This window comes from Nocardia sputorum (assembly GCF_027924405.1).
GTDB classification, from domain to species: domain Bacteria; phylum Actinomycetota; class Actinomycetes; order Mycobacteriales; family Mycobacteriaceae; genus Nocardia; species Nocardia sputorum.
In genome coordinates this window covers 7,126,018-7,140,536 of sequence record NZ_AP026978.1, presented here as the reverse complement: position 1 = coordinate 7,140,536, position 14,519 = coordinate 7,126,018, and the positions used below count along the sequence as shown (strand labels likewise).

At 69.1% G+C, this 14,519-nt stretch carries 13 protein-coding genes; 4 read left to right on the top strand and 9 right to left on the bottom strand.

Translation table 11 applies throughout. The features are described 5' to 3' along the window. Positions 1-80 precede the first annotated feature (80 nt). Together QMG86_RS32190 and QMG86_RS32185 are read left to right on the top strand one after the other, a co-directional pair. Complete coding sequence (locus QMG86_RS32190) at positions 81-908, top strand: alpha/beta fold hydrolase (protein ID WP_281876643.1); 828 nt, start codon at positions 81-83, stop codon at positions 906-908. A gap of 104 nt (positions 909-1,012) precedes the next feature. Further along, positions 1,013-1,420 (top strand): hypothetical protein, encoded by a 408-nt coding sequence (locus QMG86_RS32185; RefSeq protein WP_281876642.1) that lies wholly within the window; start codon positions 1,013-1,015, stop codon positions 1,418-1,420. Between the two features lie 84 nt (positions 1,421-1,504). Here QMG86_RS32185 and QMG86_RS32180 read toward each other — a convergent pair whose 3' ends face one another. From QMG86_RS32180 to QMG86_RS32170, 3 genes are all read right to left on the bottom strand, one after another. Beyond that, on the bottom strand, positions 1,505-2,698 hold the full coding sequence (locus tag QMG86_RS32180) for a glycosyltransferase (RefSeq protein WP_281881235.1): 1,194 nt from the start codon (positions 2,696-2,698) through the stop codon (positions 1,505-1,507). A 160-nt stretch (positions 2,699-2,858) separates the two neighbouring features. Next, positions 2,859-3,602: a lysophospholipid acyltransferase family protein gene (locus QMG86_RS32175; protein ID WP_281876640.1), complete on the bottom strand. Its 744-nt coding sequence runs from the start codon at positions 3,600-3,602 to the stop codon at positions 2,859-2,861. Between the two features lie 11 nt (positions 3,603-3,613). Continuing rightward, positions 3,614-4,360, bottom strand: coding sequence for a lysophospholipid acyltransferase family protein (locus QMG86_RS32170; protein WP_281876639.1), 747 nt, complete (start codon positions 4,358-4,360; stop codon positions 3,614-3,616). Between the two features lie 121 nt (positions 4,361-4,481). On the opposite strand from QMG86_RS32170, the gene QMG86_RS32165 reads away from it, so the two are divergent. Together QMG86_RS32165 and QMG86_RS32160 are read left to right on the top strand one after the other, a co-directional pair. Then, entirely contained in the window at positions 4,482-5,402 is a 921-nt protein-coding gene (locus tag QMG86_RS32165; RefSeq protein ID WP_281876638.1) for a hypothetical protein, read from the top strand. 42 nt (positions 5,403-5,444) lie between these two features. Next, entirely contained in the window at positions 5,445-6,983 is a 1,539-nt protein-coding gene (locus QMG86_RS32160) for a Rieske 2Fe-2S domain-containing protein (protein ID WP_281876637.1), read from the top strand. Between the two features lie 51 nt (positions 6,984-7,034). Here QMG86_RS32160 and QMG86_RS32155 read toward each other — a convergent pair whose 3' ends face one another. The 6 genes from QMG86_RS32155 to serS form a co-directional block, all read right to left on the bottom strand. Continuing rightward, positions 7,035-7,376, bottom strand: a complete 342-nt coding sequence (locus QMG86_RS32155) for a BP74-related protein (RefSeq protein ID WP_159849085.1) — start codon at positions 7,374-7,376, stop codon at positions 7,035-7,037. 164 nt (positions 7,377-7,540) lie between these two features. Next, positions 7,541-8,566 (bottom strand): MauE/DoxX family redox-associated membrane protein, encoded by a 1,026-nt coding sequence (locus QMG86_RS32150; protein WP_281876636.1) that lies wholly within the window; start codon positions 8,564-8,566, stop codon positions 7,541-7,543. A 54-nt stretch (positions 8,567-8,620) separates the two neighbouring features. After that, the gene (locus tag QMG86_RS32145; RefSeq protein WP_281876635.1) at positions 8,621-9,562 is read right to left on the bottom strand and encodes a DMT family transporter; all 942 of its coding nucleotides are present in this window, start codon (positions 9,560-9,562) and stop codon (positions 8,621-8,623) included. 44 nt (positions 9,563-9,606) lie between these two features. Further along, positions 9,607-11,115, bottom strand: a complete 1,509-nt coding sequence (locus QMG86_RS32140) for an MFS transporter (protein ID WP_434086135.1) — start codon at positions 11,113-11,115, stop codon at positions 9,607-9,609. Between the two features lie 144 nt (positions 11,116-11,259). Further along, on the bottom strand, positions 11,260-13,017 hold the full coding sequence (locus QMG86_RS32135) for a putative bifunctional diguanylate cyclase/phosphodiesterase (protein ID WP_281876633.1): 1,758 nt from the start codon (positions 13,015-13,017) through the stop codon (positions 11,260-11,262). Between the two features lie 206 nt (positions 13,018-13,223). Beyond that, positions 13,224-14,486: a serine--tRNA ligase gene (gene serS, locus QMG86_RS32130; RefSeq protein WP_195085061.1), complete on the bottom strand. Its 1,263-nt coding sequence runs from the start codon at positions 14,484-14,486 to the stop codon at positions 13,224-13,226. Positions 14,487-14,519: the final 33 nt, after the last annotated feature.

Genomic DNA, 14,519 nt, shown 5'->3' with positions numbered 1-14,519 from the left:
ATGCAGGGAACGCACGGTGTCAGTGGCCGTATCAGGCGAGTGTCAGCGTGGTGTCAGGCCGGACGCCGACAGTGGTTCTCATGACGAACAACAGCACCTCCTCCACCGCTTCGAAGTGGACCGGCATGGTGCCGGTCGACGATACGGCCCTGGCCGTCACCGACACCGGCGGGCGCGGCATCCCCGTGGTCTACTGCAATGGCCAGTTCGCCACTCAGGGGTACTGGCGGCGGGTCATCGCCGAGCTCGGCCCGGAATACCGGCACATCACCTTCGACGAGCGAGCTCGCGGCAAATCGCGGCGTTCGGCGGACTATTCCTTCGAGGCCGCGGTCCGGGATGTCGATGCCGTCCTGGCCGCGCGTGACGTGGACCGGGCGTTGCTGGTCGGCTGGTCCTACGGGGCGGTCGTCGCGGCGCACTGGGCCGCCCGGAACCCGGACCGTGCCATCGGTGCGGTGCTGGTCGACGGCGCGTTCCCGTACGACTGGCTCGACCATGCCATGGAGCAGCGGATCCGCAAGCTGTTCAAGCGGCTGAGCTGGGTCATGCCGCTGCTGCGCCCGACCGGCCTGACCCCGCGGATGACCGCCGAACAGATGGCCGAAAGCAATATCGAACTCGGCAGGCTCTCCCGCGAACGGGAGCTGGGTCCCGTGCTGGACGAGATCAGCGTGCCGGTGCGGTATGTGGTCGCTTCCGGGACATCGTTCGGAAGCCGCGGTGACGAGCAGGAACGGATCCGCGCCGGCCTCGACGCGGTATGCGACCGCAACCCTGATATCCGCATCAGCGCGAAGGTTGCCAGCAACCACGGAGCGCTCCTGCGCAAGGATTTCCGCGCCATCGCCCAGGCCGTCCGCGAGACCGCATCGGCCCACGAGCAGCAGGGATCGCCGAGCCGCTGACCGACCGGCCGACCACCGGCCTGGGCGGCCCCGTTCGCCCACAACCAACCCCCGGCGCATTCGACCACGGATCGCATTTCCACACATTCCGAAGGAGAACCACCATGTCCGTCACCCTGACCGACCAGGACAAGGCCACCATCCGGACCGCCGCGTACGGCGCTGTCTCGCTGCTGGCCGCCGCTGACGCCACCGGCTCGCCCCACAAGGCCGCCACCCACGGCTCCATCGCCCTGTCGTCCGCGACCGGCCTGGTCGGGCACGTACTCGCCGCGAAGTCGAAGGACATCACCCTGAACGGCAAGAACGTCGCCGAACTCGCCGACCACGTGCTGCCCGCCCTCACCGCGGCGATGAACCTGCTGCAGAAGCAGGATCCGGCCGAGGCCGACAACTTCCGCAGCACCGTCCTCGTCGCCATCGACGCAGCCATCGGAACCCGCAAAGGCGCGCCCAGCCCCGTCCTGGCCGACATGACCCGCAAGATCACCGCAGCGCTCGACGCCGCCTGATCGGATGCCGGCCCGCACTGCCACAGCCTGTCACGGGGTCCGCACCGGGCCTCGTGACACGGCAGGGTGTGCAGCGGCGTCAGCTCAGCCGATCGCGTCGAGCAGTAGTTTCGCGGCCACCGTCGCTCCGTCCGAACGGATCATGCCGGCCACTTCGTTCGCGCGCGCTCGGGTGGTAGGCGCCAACGCCACGTCCAGAGCGGTAGACAAGGCCGCCGAGCTGGGATCCGCGTCGGCACATACCGCGCCGATGCCGAGATCGGCCACCCGGCGCGCCCAGTACGACTGGTCCATCATCTGGGGTACCACCACTTGCGGCGCAGCGGCTCGGGCGGCGGCCGTCGTCGTGCCCGCACCCCCGTGGTGGATGACGGCGGCGACCCGGGCGAACAGCGCCTGATGGTTGACCTCGCCGATGGCCATGCAGTCGGGAAGGTCGTCGATCAGCGCCAACTCGGCCCAGCCACGCGAAAGGAGCACACGGCGGCTGTGGGCGCGGATCGCTTCGATCGCCACCCGGGCGATGCCGGGACGCATCGGCATACTGCCGAACCCCACGTACACCGGTGGTGCGCCCGCGTCCAAGAACGCCGACAGTTCGGCAGGCAATGGGCGTTCGTCGGGCACGATCCAGGCGCCGGTCTGCACGACATCCAGACCCGGCGCTTGCGGCCATGGCCCCAGCACCGGGTCCGCGGCCAGCCATGGGGTCCCGGTGATGACGTGGTCGCGGACATCGGCTACCGGCGGCAGCCCGAGCGCTGCGCGGCCGGTGTCGAGCGCATGGCCGAACTGGGCGTTCCAACCGTGGGCGTCGATTTCCCACAGCAGCTGGTTGTCGATCGCGGCCGGTGCGGGCCGATCGCCCGGCAGCGGCATCGGCGGATGATGCGGCGAGGGCAGCGTGGTCGGCTGGTAGCTCACGTATTGGTAGTGGACGCCGAGCCTCTCGGCGACGGACCTGGCCGCAACCTGTGTCACGCCGGAGGCCACTACCGCGTCACATCCCGCGGCCGCTGTGGAGATCGTGTCGAACTGGATCGCGGGCCAGTCGGTTACGTACTGCGACAGCTCGTCGCGCGACGGCCTTCCGGCTCCCGAACCGGTCTTCAGCGGCCCCAGTGGCACCAGCGGCACGCCGAGGCCGGCGCATCGCGGCGCGCAGTCTGGTGGCGCGCACACTCGCACGTCGGCTCCGGATTCCCGCAACCACAGCGCGAGCCCCAACATCGGCTCGACGTCCCCCCGCGACCCGCTCGCCGTCAACAGCACTCGCACGTCTTCACCGACTTCCGTTGGCTGGATCCGCGCCTGCCCACCCGGTTCGAACGAGCTCATCGATTGCGCTCATACCGGCCATCATCGAGCCGAAGCGCCTACGGCGACGCCATAGTCGTTCCCACACAGGGGAATCGCCCTGTGCCGCAATTCGACGGGTTCACCGCGTCTTCGCGCGCCGCCGCCGCTCCATTTCCTCGCGTTCCAGCACAGCCGCCTCCGCGAGGGTCGGGGCGGTCCCGCCGAGCCGGGCGGGCACCCAGCGGGCGCCTTCCACCATCGGGTAGTCGCGTTGCGCGCGTTCCAGCAGTTCACTCATCCGAGTGCGCAGGGTGGCGGTGAGTTTCTCGGCCGGTTCGCCGGGCGGGATCGGTGCGCCGATACGGATATTGATCGGGAAGCGGTGGCGGCCGAGTTGCTTCGGGATGTCCTTGGTCCAGATCCGGTGCGCGCCCCAGATGATCATGGGGACGATCGGGACATCGGCTTCCACCGCCATCCGCGCCGCGCCGGATTTGAATTCCTTCAGTTCGAAGCTGCGGCTGATCGTCGCTTCGGGATAGACCACCACCACCTCGCCCTCGCGCAACGCGGTCACCGCGCGGGCATACGACTCGGCCCCGGCTGTGCGATCCACGCCGATCGCCTTGCAATGCTTCATGAGAAAGCCGACGATCCCGTGCTCGAGTTCGGCCTTCATCATGTACCGGACGTTGCGCCCCGACTTCCGCCCGACCAACCCGACCTCCATGAAATCGAGGTAGGCCGTGTGGTTCACGGCGAGCACCGCGCCCCCGGAACGCGGAAAATGCTCTTGCCCTTGGATATCGATGCGCAAGCCCTGCGCGAAGAAGATGGCGCGGGCCAAGCCGGTCAGGATGTCGTAAACCGGTTCCCGCGCCATCACAGCTCCCGTTACCCCGCCGCGTTCTTCCGCGCGGCCTTGGCCTCCGCTTCGGCGGCATCCATCGCGTCCGCCTCTTCCAGGGTAGGAGCGCTGCCGCCCAGCCGCGCCGGAACCCAGTACGCGCCGGGCTCGTGCACGTAATCCTTCTGCAGGTCCAACAGCATTTCCTGCATGGTCGAACGCAGCTTGGCGGTGAGCTCGGCGGCGGGCTCGAACGGCTGGATCGGCTCGCCGACCGCGATCGAGATGGGCGTGTTGGTGCGGCCGAGCCGCTTCGGGAAGCCCTTCGTCCAGACCCGCTGCGCGCCCCAGATGACGATCGGGATGATCGGCACCTCCGCCTCGATGGCCATGCGCGCCGCGCCGGACTTGAATTCCTTGATCTCGAAACTGCGGCTGATCGTCGCCTCGGGATACACGCCGACCAACTCGCCACGGCGCAAGTACTCCACGGCGGCCTGATAGGAATCCGCGCCCGCCGAACGGTCCACCGGGATGTGCTTGAGCGCGCGCATGATCGGGCCGGAGATCTTGTTGTCGAAGACGTCCTTCTTGGCCATGAACCGGATGTAGCGCTTCGGCGTGCGCACCGGCAGGCCCGCGTAGGTGAAGTCCATGTAGCCCGTGTGGTTCACCGCGAGCACGGCGCCACCTCGGGCGGGGATGTGTTCATCGCCCTTGACGGTGAACTTCAGACCTTCGATGAAGAAGACGGTACGGGCGAGGCCGATGATCGTCCGGTAGACGGGTTCCACAAGTCCGCTAGCGTAGTCGCTGCTCGTCCCCACCGGCAGTGCGCCGCCACCGCGCGCCGCGCCGCGACGAGGACGCACGAGCAGCCCCGACCGCACGCCTTGAGAGAAGAGGATCGTCGAAGTGGAACGCGCCCGATCGGTACCGCGCGAGTACGACCCCGGTGCAGCACACGAGCGGAACCGGACCTCGGGCGGGCGAGCGGCCCGCGGTGCGCTGGCCGGCGGAGTCCTGATCGCGGCGCTCGCCCTCACCGGTTGTGACTCCGTCGTCGGCATCCCGGACGAGAGCGCCCCGCAGGCGGCGGGACGCACGACACCACCGGCCGCCATTCCCGCCGCGCCCCCGCCGAGCACCTCGGCGTTGCCGCCGGTCCCCCCCGACGCGCCGCCGGTCGGCGCGGTCGACGGACTACCCGCCGCCGCCCCCGTGTTGCAGCGCTGGGCCGCCGACCTGCGCTCGCACACCCTCGCCGAGATGCAGGACAAGTGCTGGACCGTCGCGCCGAAGAACGTGGCCGACATGTACGCCGACCAGCAGGCCGTCCTCACCGCCTTGGCCCAGCCCGGCGCTGCGACCGAGGACGCCGTGGTGTGGAAGGGCGCCGACGCCACGGTCGCCGTCCGGCGCGCCGAGCTCGCGACCGGCTACGCCTGCCCGCGCGTCGCCACGGCGGGCTCGGAGATCGCCTACGACGACGCCGACGCCCGCCACACCGTGCGCCGGTACCTGTCCCGGTTCGTCGGCACTCCGCTCGACCCCGCCGACAAGGAAGGCGACTACCCTCTGATCTGTAAGGCGTCCCCGGCGACCTGGGACCCCAAAGGCACCGGGCGTCCGAGCCCCGCGCCGCTGGCGAACAACCAGGGCGCGCTCACCGGGGCCACCGAGTTCGCCGACCAGCAGATCCGGTCGGAGCAGGTGAACACCGACTACATCGCGGTGCTCGTGCCGGTGACCAACTCCTCCGGTGTGACGCAGACCCGCACCTTCACCTTGCGCTCCGGACCGGACGGCTACTGCATCGGCGACATCTCGCCGTAACTACTACCCTGGTTGGCTGGTAAACAGCAGGAGGAGCAGCTAGTGCAGATCACCAGCGTCGGACACGCCGGATTCCACATCCGCACCGCGGCCGGGTCGATCCTTTGCGATCCCTGGGTGAACCCCGCGTATTTCGGTTCGTGGTTCCCGTTCCCCGACAACACCCAGCTGGACTGGGACGAGCTGGGCGCGTGCGACTTCCTGTACGTCTCGCACCTGCACCGCGACCACTTCGACGCGAAGACGCTGACCGAGCACGTGAACAAGGACGCCACCGTCCTGCTGCCCGACTATCCCGTGCCGGACCTGCGCCGCGAGCTCGAGCAGCTGGGCTTTCACAAGTTCTTCGAGACCGAGGACTCGGTCAAGCACACGGTGACCGGCCCCGGCGGGGACCTGGACGTCATGATCATCGCGCTGCGCGCCCCGGCCGACGGCCCGATCGGCGACTCCGGGCTGGTCGTCTCCGACGGCGAGACCACCTGCTTCAACATGAACGACGCCCGGCCGGTCGACATGGACGTGCTGCACGACGCGTTCGGCCACGTCGACATCCACTTGCTGCAGTACTCGGGCGCGATCTGGTACCCGATGGTCTACGACATTCCCGCGCGCACGAAGTCGAATTTCGGCAAGCAGAAGCGTCAGCGCGGCATGGACCGCGCGCGCAGCTACATCGAGCAGGTCGGCGCGACGTGGGTGGTGCCGTCGGCGGGCCCGCCGGTGTTCCTGGACGACGAGCTGCGCTACCTCAACGACGACCGCGGCGACGAGGGCAACATCTTCCCGGACCAGAAGGTGTTCCTCGAGCAGATGGAGATCCACGGCAATGCCGGCGGAATCCTGATGATCCCCGGTTCGGTCGCCGACGTGCGCGGCGCCCAGCTGACGCTGACCCATCCCAGCGACCCGGCCGAGATCTACGACAACAAGGCCGAGTACATCGAGCGGATGGCCCAGCGTCTCGCGCCGGTGCTGGAAGCCGAGAAGGCGACCTGGGAGCGCGGCGACGGCTCCCTGCTGGAACCGCTGCAGAAGCTGTTCGAGCCGATCATGGCGCAGAGCGATGTGATCTGCGACGGCATCGGCTACCCGGTCGGCCTGGTGATCGGGGAGGAAACCATCGTGCTGGACTTCCCCAAGCGCACGGTACGCGAGCCGATCGAGGGCGAGGGCCGCTACCGCTACGGCTTCCGCATCGCGCCGGAACTGGTGCGCACGGTGCTGCGCGACCGGGAGCCGGACTGGGTGAACACCATCTTCCTGTCCACCCGCTTCCAGGCCTGGCGCATCGGCGGGTACAACGAATTCCTCTACACGTTCTTCAAGTGCCTCACCGACGAGCGGATCGCCTACGCCGACGGCTGGTTCGCCGAGGCGCACGACGATTCCGCCTCCACCGAGCTCAGCGGCTGGGAGGTGCAGCGCCGCTGCCCGCACCTGAAGGCGGACCTGTCGAAATTCGGTGTGGTGGAGGGCAACACGCTCACCTGCAACTTGCACGGCTGGCAGTGGGACCTGGAGTCGGGACGGTGCAAGACGTCCAAGGGGCACGAACTGCGCTCGCGCAAGCTGGACTGACCCCAGACTTCCGGCCGGCGATTCCGCCGGCCGGAAGCATTTGCCAGGAGATTACCTGTCCGCAACCTCACGAGTCATCTTCGACGACCACGGACACCAGAAGCAGCCCGGCAGGAACGCGCCGCACGCTTCGTCCAGGTGATCCTCGACGTACATGATGCTGGCGTCACAGACCTCGATCGCCATGGTGAAGAAGGTGATGGTGTCCGGGTCCAGATGGAAGCTCCAGCCGGGGTTGTAGGGAGCCGGAACCTTCCTGATCCGTCCCATGACGTGTACCGACATCTGCTCGTCACCCGACAGGATGCGGCGGGCTTCGGCGATCCGCTGTTCGTTGGTCAGCTGGATGATGAACTCTTTGCCGGAGTAGTCGGTGAATGCGAAGAGCGCCATGTCTTTCCCCTCTGTCGATGGGTCTGGTCGATGGATGGCGAATTCCGCACCGGTGCGACTCGATCCTATCGGCGCACCGCCAGAAATTAGCTAGAAATTAGCCAACCGATGGATAACCGAACCGCGGTCGGTCTCGACGGCAGGAAAAGAGGTACGCCCCGAAACTAGCGGGCCGCGCCGGCCGGGATCCTGTCGCGCGCGGGCTCGCGCGACGCCGGTCGCACCGTGCCGATCAACTCGCGGATCGCGATCCCGCCCCTGGCCACCGGCGCGGCGACGCGCCCGTCGGGATCGATCAGCACGGCGGAAGGCGTACCGCGCACCCGGTAACGCAAGGCCGCCTCGTTGCCCTGCTGCACCAGCGAGGGAATATCGCCCAACCCGTGCTCGATGCCCCACGCCGCCTGTTCGGCGGCATCACCGTTGCCGACCGCCACGATCGCCAGGGCGTCACCGGTTCGCGCGCGCCAGCGGGGCAGTTCGCGGGCCAGCGCCGCGCACAGTTCGCACCCGGGGTGCACGAAGACCAGCAGCACCGACTTCGCCGCGCTCAGCAGATCCTCGAGCGTGGTCTTCGCTCCATCCGGGCCGAGCAGTTCGAACTCCGGCGCCACCGCGCCGACCGGCAGGCCCTCCGCGCCCAACGTGGACAGCGCCTGCTCGTCCACCCGGCGGCGCAGGATCCGAAGCTGTCCGGCGAGCCTGATCAAAACCGCGACCAGCACCGCGACTACGGCACAGCCGATCGCGTCATCGGCGGGCAGGTCCATCGGCACCCGTGGATGGGTCTGCGAGCCGATGCCGACCAGCACGGCGAGCACTGCGAAAAGACCGTTGCGCACCAAGATCTTCGGCCCGATCGGCGTGGCGCTCGCGGCGCCGAAGCAGGAACAGGAAGGGTGCTCGCCGCGCCGCAGCAGGCGCGCGATCACCGCCGTGAACACAGCGAGCAAAACCAGCACCGACAGCGCGGCCACGCCGGAAACCCCGGGAATCAGCACCGCTACCGCGATGATCGCCTCCGCGATGGACAACGCCCATGCCACCGCGGGCACCCAGCGCAGCGGCACCCCGAAGTCCCCCACCGCCTGCCGCGTCGCGCTCCGATCCGCCAGCTTGCCCCACGCCGACAACCCGAACACGACAGCCAGACCCAGCCGCGCAACCCACACCCCGTATTCGATCAGCATGAGCGCACCATTCCACACTTATGCGGTTTACGTATGAATGCGCGGCGAGTGTCCTCAGGACTGCGACCGAGCGGCGACGGCGACCGCGACCAGAGTCAGCGCACAGCCGACGACGGCGGTGATCGACAGTCCCGCGCTGGTCGGGGCGAGTACGTCGAGAATCAGAGACGCCAGCAGCTGCCCTGCCACCGAGGTGAGCCCGAGCAGCAGGACGCCGATCCAGCGGACGGTCAGCGCGGCGAGGGCGATGAACGCGACGCCGATGAATCCGCCGAGATACAGCCACGGCTCGGCCGGAAATTCGGCCGGGCCGCCGGAAGACACGATGACCAGCCCCTCGATGACGAGCAGGGCGGCCAAGCCGACGCCGAAATTCACCAGCGCCGCCGTCAGCGCTCCGCCGACGGCGCCCACCTTGCCGTTCACCGCCTGCTGCCAGGCCAGCCCGATGCCGGCCAGCGCGGGCAACGCGATCAGCAGCACGGTCGGCGTGCCGCGCAGCGCCTCGGGCACGGACAGACCACCGGCGGCGCGGGTGTGCCCGACTCCGGCGATCAGCACGGCGACCACGCCGAGTGTCGCCCCGACGAGGCGCACCGCGGTGACCGGCGTGCGTCCGCTCGGGCCGAGGCCGAGCCGGTCGACCGCCAGGCTGCTGAGCAACTGCCCGGCGACGGTCGCAACGGTGAACGCGGTAACGCCGATGGCGGCGACGGTGAGCCCCTGGCACGCGACGAAGAACGCTCCGCACAGACCCCCGAGCAACTGCCAGGGCCGCAGCGCGCCCGCGGACAACGCCCGCCGCACTCGTCGCCCGCCCTCCCGCAACCGCCCACTGACCGCGAACGCCGCCGCGAGCACAACCAGCCCCACCCCGAAACTGATCGTCGCCGCGGCGATCCCATCCGCCAGCCGCGCCCCCAGCGCACCGTTGATCCGCCCCTGCACCGCCACCCCGGCACCGATCCCGAACCCGAACACCAGCCCCAACCGCACTCCCGCACGCTACCCAACCGTCGCGAGCGGCACATGGTTGCGCGTCAGGCGGCGCGGGATGGGAGCCAGCGGGGGGTGAGGGTGGCGATGGCGAGGAGGGACGCGCCCAGGAGGGCCAGGAGGGTGGAGATGGAGGCGTGGAGGGCGACCAGCGCGGCGAAGCCGAAGACCGCCAGGGCGAACACCTCGCCGAGCAGTCCGGAGACCGAGGTCACGGTGGCTCGGGCGGGGCCTTCGATGGCGTCCTGGAGGCGGGCGGCCGCGACGATTCCCGCGTTGTAGACGATGCCGTAGGAGACGCCGATCGAACCGAAACCGAGGCCGGTGAGCAGGTAGACCGCGTCCGGACGGCCGGTCGCGAGACCGGCGATCAGCGCGCCGCCGAGAAACAGCACGCCGGCGGCGGCCACCGCGATCGACATCGTCCGGCCCGACATCCCCTCGGTGCGCCCCGCCAGCACCGAACCGGTCAGTGAACCGAGCACGGTCAGACCGACCAGCAGTGGCACCACGGCTGTCGAGACCCCCGATTCCTCCGCGAGCAGGGCGAAATACTCGTCGAACGCCGTGATCCCGAACAGCAGCGCCTCCAGCAGCACGCCGTAGCGCACGACCGGTACCCGAACCGCTTCGCCCACACCGGCCTTCAACATGGCGAGGTAGCGCGCGAACGGGCCGGGATGTCGCGCAATCTGTTCGACCCCGGTTCGCTCGGGCATGCGATCCACAGAAGCCTCCCCGGCAACGTGGGCACGGGCAGCGGCGAAATCAGCGGTAGGCGGTGCCCCGACGGCGCGCGGCATCCGACCGCCGTCGTCGTGATCGCTCGTGAGCGCCGGATCGTTCGGCCGTATCCCGTCCCACCCGTTGGATACCGCCACGGAACCACGTCCGTCCGCCTCCGCGCCGGGAGCCCACGCCCCGACCGGGCCGGAGTTGCCCACGTCATCGGCCGACATCGACACGCGCGCGGGAACGACCGACTCTTCCTCTTCCAGGTCGTCCACATGCACTGCGGACACCGCCTTGGGCGCGGTGGGCAGCGCCAGCGCGATCAGTGTGTGCACGGCCGCGACCGCGACGCTGGCCCAACCGACCAGGGCGTAGCCGCCGTAGAGATACAGGGGCGTCGCCGCGACGATCGCGATGACGACGGCGACTTCCGCGCCGGCCCGGGTGTAACCGAGGATGCGCGGGTAGGCCGACGATTCGCCCCGGGCGGCGAGGTCGTCGTACAGCAGCGCCTCGAAGGTGCCGGAAGCCAGCGCCCCCGAGGTTCCCCACAGCACGAATCCGGCGGCGAAACCCGCGAACGAGGGCGCCGCCGTCCACAGTGCGAAGCCTGCCGTCAGCAACGCACCGCTGAGGACGAGCAGCCCGCGCCGCGAGACCGTGTCGGCCCAAGCACCGGAGGGCACCTCGAGCAGGAACGACGTCGCCGACCAGAGCGCGAACAGCGAAGAGATCTGCCCCGTGCTCAGGCCATGGTCGGCGAACAGCAGGGCGTACAGCGCGTACAGCGGAATCAGTTCACCGATGCTCTTGAAGAGCACCGCCCGAACCGTCAGCGAGCGCAGGCCGATGGTACGTGTGCTATCCGCCCGGGAAGGGCGCAGCGATTCGGCGAATCAATAGGCGTAGACGAGCAACCGCATGTCGATCAGCATGCGCACCGTGGGCCCGCGCGGTCAAGCGAATTACGGCAGCGGTACCCAGCCGTTGGCGGCCACCGAGTCTCCGTCACCCAGTTCCCCGTCGGCGACGCCGGATCCGATCCGGCCCTTGTTCTCGTTGAGGTCACTGATCAGCTCCGACACCGGGTGCGAGTCGCTGTAGTGATAACCCTGCGCGAGCGCGAAGCCGAGTTCGGTGAGCACGGCGGCTTGGTACTCGGTCTCCACACCCTCGGCGATGACCTGCAGGTCCAGCGCGTTGGACAGGGCGGCGATCACGCCGAGCAAGGGCGGCGCGGGCGAGTCGGAGCGGATCGCGGCGACGAACGACTGATCGACCTTGAGGATGTCACTGGGCAGGGTGGCGAGTCGGCTGAGCGAGGAGTAGCCGGTGCCGAAATCGTCGATGGCGATGCGCACGCCCCGGTCGCGCAGGAGGTGCAGATTCTCGATCGCGGTCTGCGATTCGGCGGCCAGCTCGCTCTCGGTCACCTCGAGCACCAGCTGATCGGCGGGCCATCCGGTGGAGGCGAGGATGCCCGCCACCCGGTCGGCGTAGCCGGCCTCGGCCAGCTCCAACCCGCTGACGTTCACGTTCAGCGTCAGATCCAATTGCGCGAAGGTCTCCTGCAACCGCGCGGCGTCGGCGCAAGCCCGGCGCAGCACCAGCTCGTCCAGATCGGCGATGAGGTCGTACTCCTCGGCGACGCGGATCAAGCCCTCGGTGGTGACGTCCGGCTGCGCGCTGGACGACCAGCGCAGCAACGCCTCCACGCCGACCGCCTTGCCGCCGCCTTCGGTCAGGCTGACGATCGGCTGGTAGTGCACGTCCAGGGCGCCGCGGTCGATCGCCTCGCGCAGTTCCACCGCCAGCGGCAGCTGCCGGGAAGACTCCAGCACCGTCCGGTTGCGCCCGGCCTGCTTGGCCCGGTACAGACCGACGTCGGCGCGGCTGACCAGCAGCGACCCGGACTCGCCCGGCTGCCAGGAGGTCACACCGGCCGAACAGCCGGTGGTCACCGCCGCGCGCAGCTGTTCGGTGAGCAGGATCGCGGCCTGTTCGGTGGTGTTCGGCAGCAGCAAGGCGAACGCGTCGCCGCCGTAGCGGGCCAGGCGCTGCTCGGGAGTCAGCAGTTTCGACCAGGTGTCGGCCACCCGCTGGAGGACGGCATCACCGGCGCGGTGCCCGAGATGGTCGTTGATCTTCTGGAAGCGGTCGAGGTCGACCAAGACCAGCGCGAGGCCGTGCCCGGACCTGGTGGCCTGCTGGATCGCGGTGTTCAATGCCCGGTCGAACCCGCGCCGGTTGAGCAGACCGGTGAGCACGTCGATGTCGGCTTCGGACGCCATCCTGGTCAGGATCCCGACCACCACGCCCACGCCGAAGGTCACCCCGGCCGGGATCAGGCCGGACCACCACGGCAGCCCGGGACTCACCGGCCGCGCCGGCAGCACCCATAGGCACAGCGCCAAAGCGAAGGCGATATGGGCGGCGGCCTGCGACCAGGCGAAGAACAGCGCCGCGTCGCAGGCGATGAACACGTAGAACGCCGCGAGACTGATCGCGCCCACCGTGTTGGGGAACGAGTGCACCGCGATCGTCACCAGCACCGTCGCGATCGCGACGTAGACGTGGTGGATCGAATGCGGCAGTCGCGGCCCCCAGGCGAGCAGCGTCAGGCCGAGCACCAGCGCTACCGCTGCCGCCCCACCTACCAGCGGGCGATTACCCTCCTCACCAGGGGCGATGGCGGTGATCAGCAGACCGAGCACCCCGCCCATGACGTAGAACGGCCCCGGTAGTCCGAGCCATGACCATTGCCGTCGCCAGCGCAGACGCGGCCCGCACCCGGGTTCGGGTATCGCCGCGAGACCCGATTCCTCGCACGACGAATAGCCTAGACACAAGGAATCCCGCCGGTTGCCACATCCCGGGAATCCGGCATGGCGAACCAGTAGCTATTCATCTGGATGTCATTCGCGCGTTGTCAGTTGGCTGGTCGCAGCACGTCCGTGCCGACGAAGGGAACCAGGGCGGGCGGAACCCGGACCGACCCGTCGGCTTGCTGATGGTTCTCCAGGATCGCCACGATCCAGCGGGTGGTCGCGAGCGTGCCGTTCAAAGTGGCGGCGATCTGCGGCCTTCCGTTCTCGTCCCGATAGCGGACGGCCAGCCGCCGCGCCTGGTAGGTGGTGCAGTTGGACGTCGAGGTGAGCTCCCGGTAGGTCTGCTGCGTGGGCACCCACGCCTCGCAGTCGAACTTGCGCGCGGCGGAGCTGCCGAGATCCCCGGCCGCGACATCGATCACCCGGTAGGGCACCTCGATCGCCGCGAGCATCTCCTGTTCCCACGCGAGCAGGCGCTGATGTTCGGCGTCCGCCTGGTCGGGCGTGGTGAAGACGAACATCTCCACCTTGTCGAACTGATGCACCCGGATGATGCCGCGGGTGTCCTTGCCGTAGCTGCCCGCCTCCCGGCGGAAACACGAGGACCAGCCCGCATACCGCTTCGGGCCGCCGCTCAGGTCGAGGATCTCGTCCGAGTGGTAACCCGCCAGCGGCACCTCCGAGGTGCCGACCAGGTAGAGGTCGTCGTCGGCGAGGTGGTAGACCTCGGCCGAGTGCTGGCCGAGGAACCCCGTGCCCGCCATGACCTCGGGGCGCACCAGCACCGGCGGGATCATCATGGTGAAGCCGTTGGCCACGGCCTTCTGCGCGGCCAACTGCAGCAGGCCGAGCTGCAGCAGCGCGCCGTAGCCGGTCAGGAAGTAGAACCGGGCGCCGGAGACCTTGGCGCCGCGCTCCATGTCGATCAGACCGAGCGACTCGCCGAGCTCGAGGTGGTCCTTCGGCTCGAAGTCGAACTCGGTCGGCGTGCCGATGGTCTGCAGCACGACGTAATCGTCCTCGCCGCCCGCGGGCGCGCCCTCCTGCACCACGTTCGAGATGGCGCGGTGCGCGGCGTCCAGGTCCGAGTCGGCGGCGTGCTGCGCGGCCTCGGCCTCTTTGACCTTGACCGACATCTCCGACGCCTGCGCCAGCAGCGCGGACCGCTCCTCCTTGCTCGCCTTGCCGATCAGCTTGCCCATCGCCTTGTGCTCGGCGCGCAGGTTGTCCGCGGTGGCCACCGCGGCACGCCGCGCCGCGTCCGCCTCGAGCAGCGCGTCGACGAGGGCGGGGTCTTCGCCGCGGGCGCGCTGCGAGGCGCGGACCGCGTCGGGGTCGTCCCGCAGGAATCGGAGGTCGATCATGGGCCATCAGCCTAGTAGTCGATGTGTTGCCGT

Excerpts from the sequence above, each read along its gene's own strand:
- QMG86_RS32190 (WP_281876643.1), top strand. The coding sequence starts at position 81 with ATGACGAACAACAGCACCTCCTCCACCGCTTCGAAGTGGACCGGCATG.
- QMG86_RS32185 (WP_281876642.1), top strand. The coding sequence starts at position 1,013 with ATGTCCGTCACCCTGACCGACCAGGACAAGGCCACCATCCGGACCGCC.
- QMG86_RS32175 (WP_281876640.1), bottom strand. The coding sequence starts at position 3,602 with ATGGCGCGGGAACCGGTTTACGACATCCTGACCGGCTTGGCCCGCGCC.
- QMG86_RS32155 (WP_159849085.1), bottom strand. The coding sequence starts at position 7,376 with ATGGCGCTCTTCGCATTCACCGACTACTCCGGCAAAGAGTTCATCATC.
- QMG86_RS32150 (WP_281876636.1), bottom strand. The coding sequence starts at position 8,566 with ATGCTGATCGAATACGGGGTGTGGGTTGCGCGGCTGGGTCTGGCTGTC.
- QMG86_RS32135 (WP_281876633.1), bottom strand. The coding sequence starts at position 13,017 with ATGGGCGGGGTGCTCGGTCTGCTGATCACCGCCATCGCCCCTGGTGAG.
- serS (WP_195085061.1), bottom strand. The coding sequence starts at position 14,486 with ATGATCGACCTCCGATTCCTGCGGGACGACCCCGACGCGGTCCGCGCC.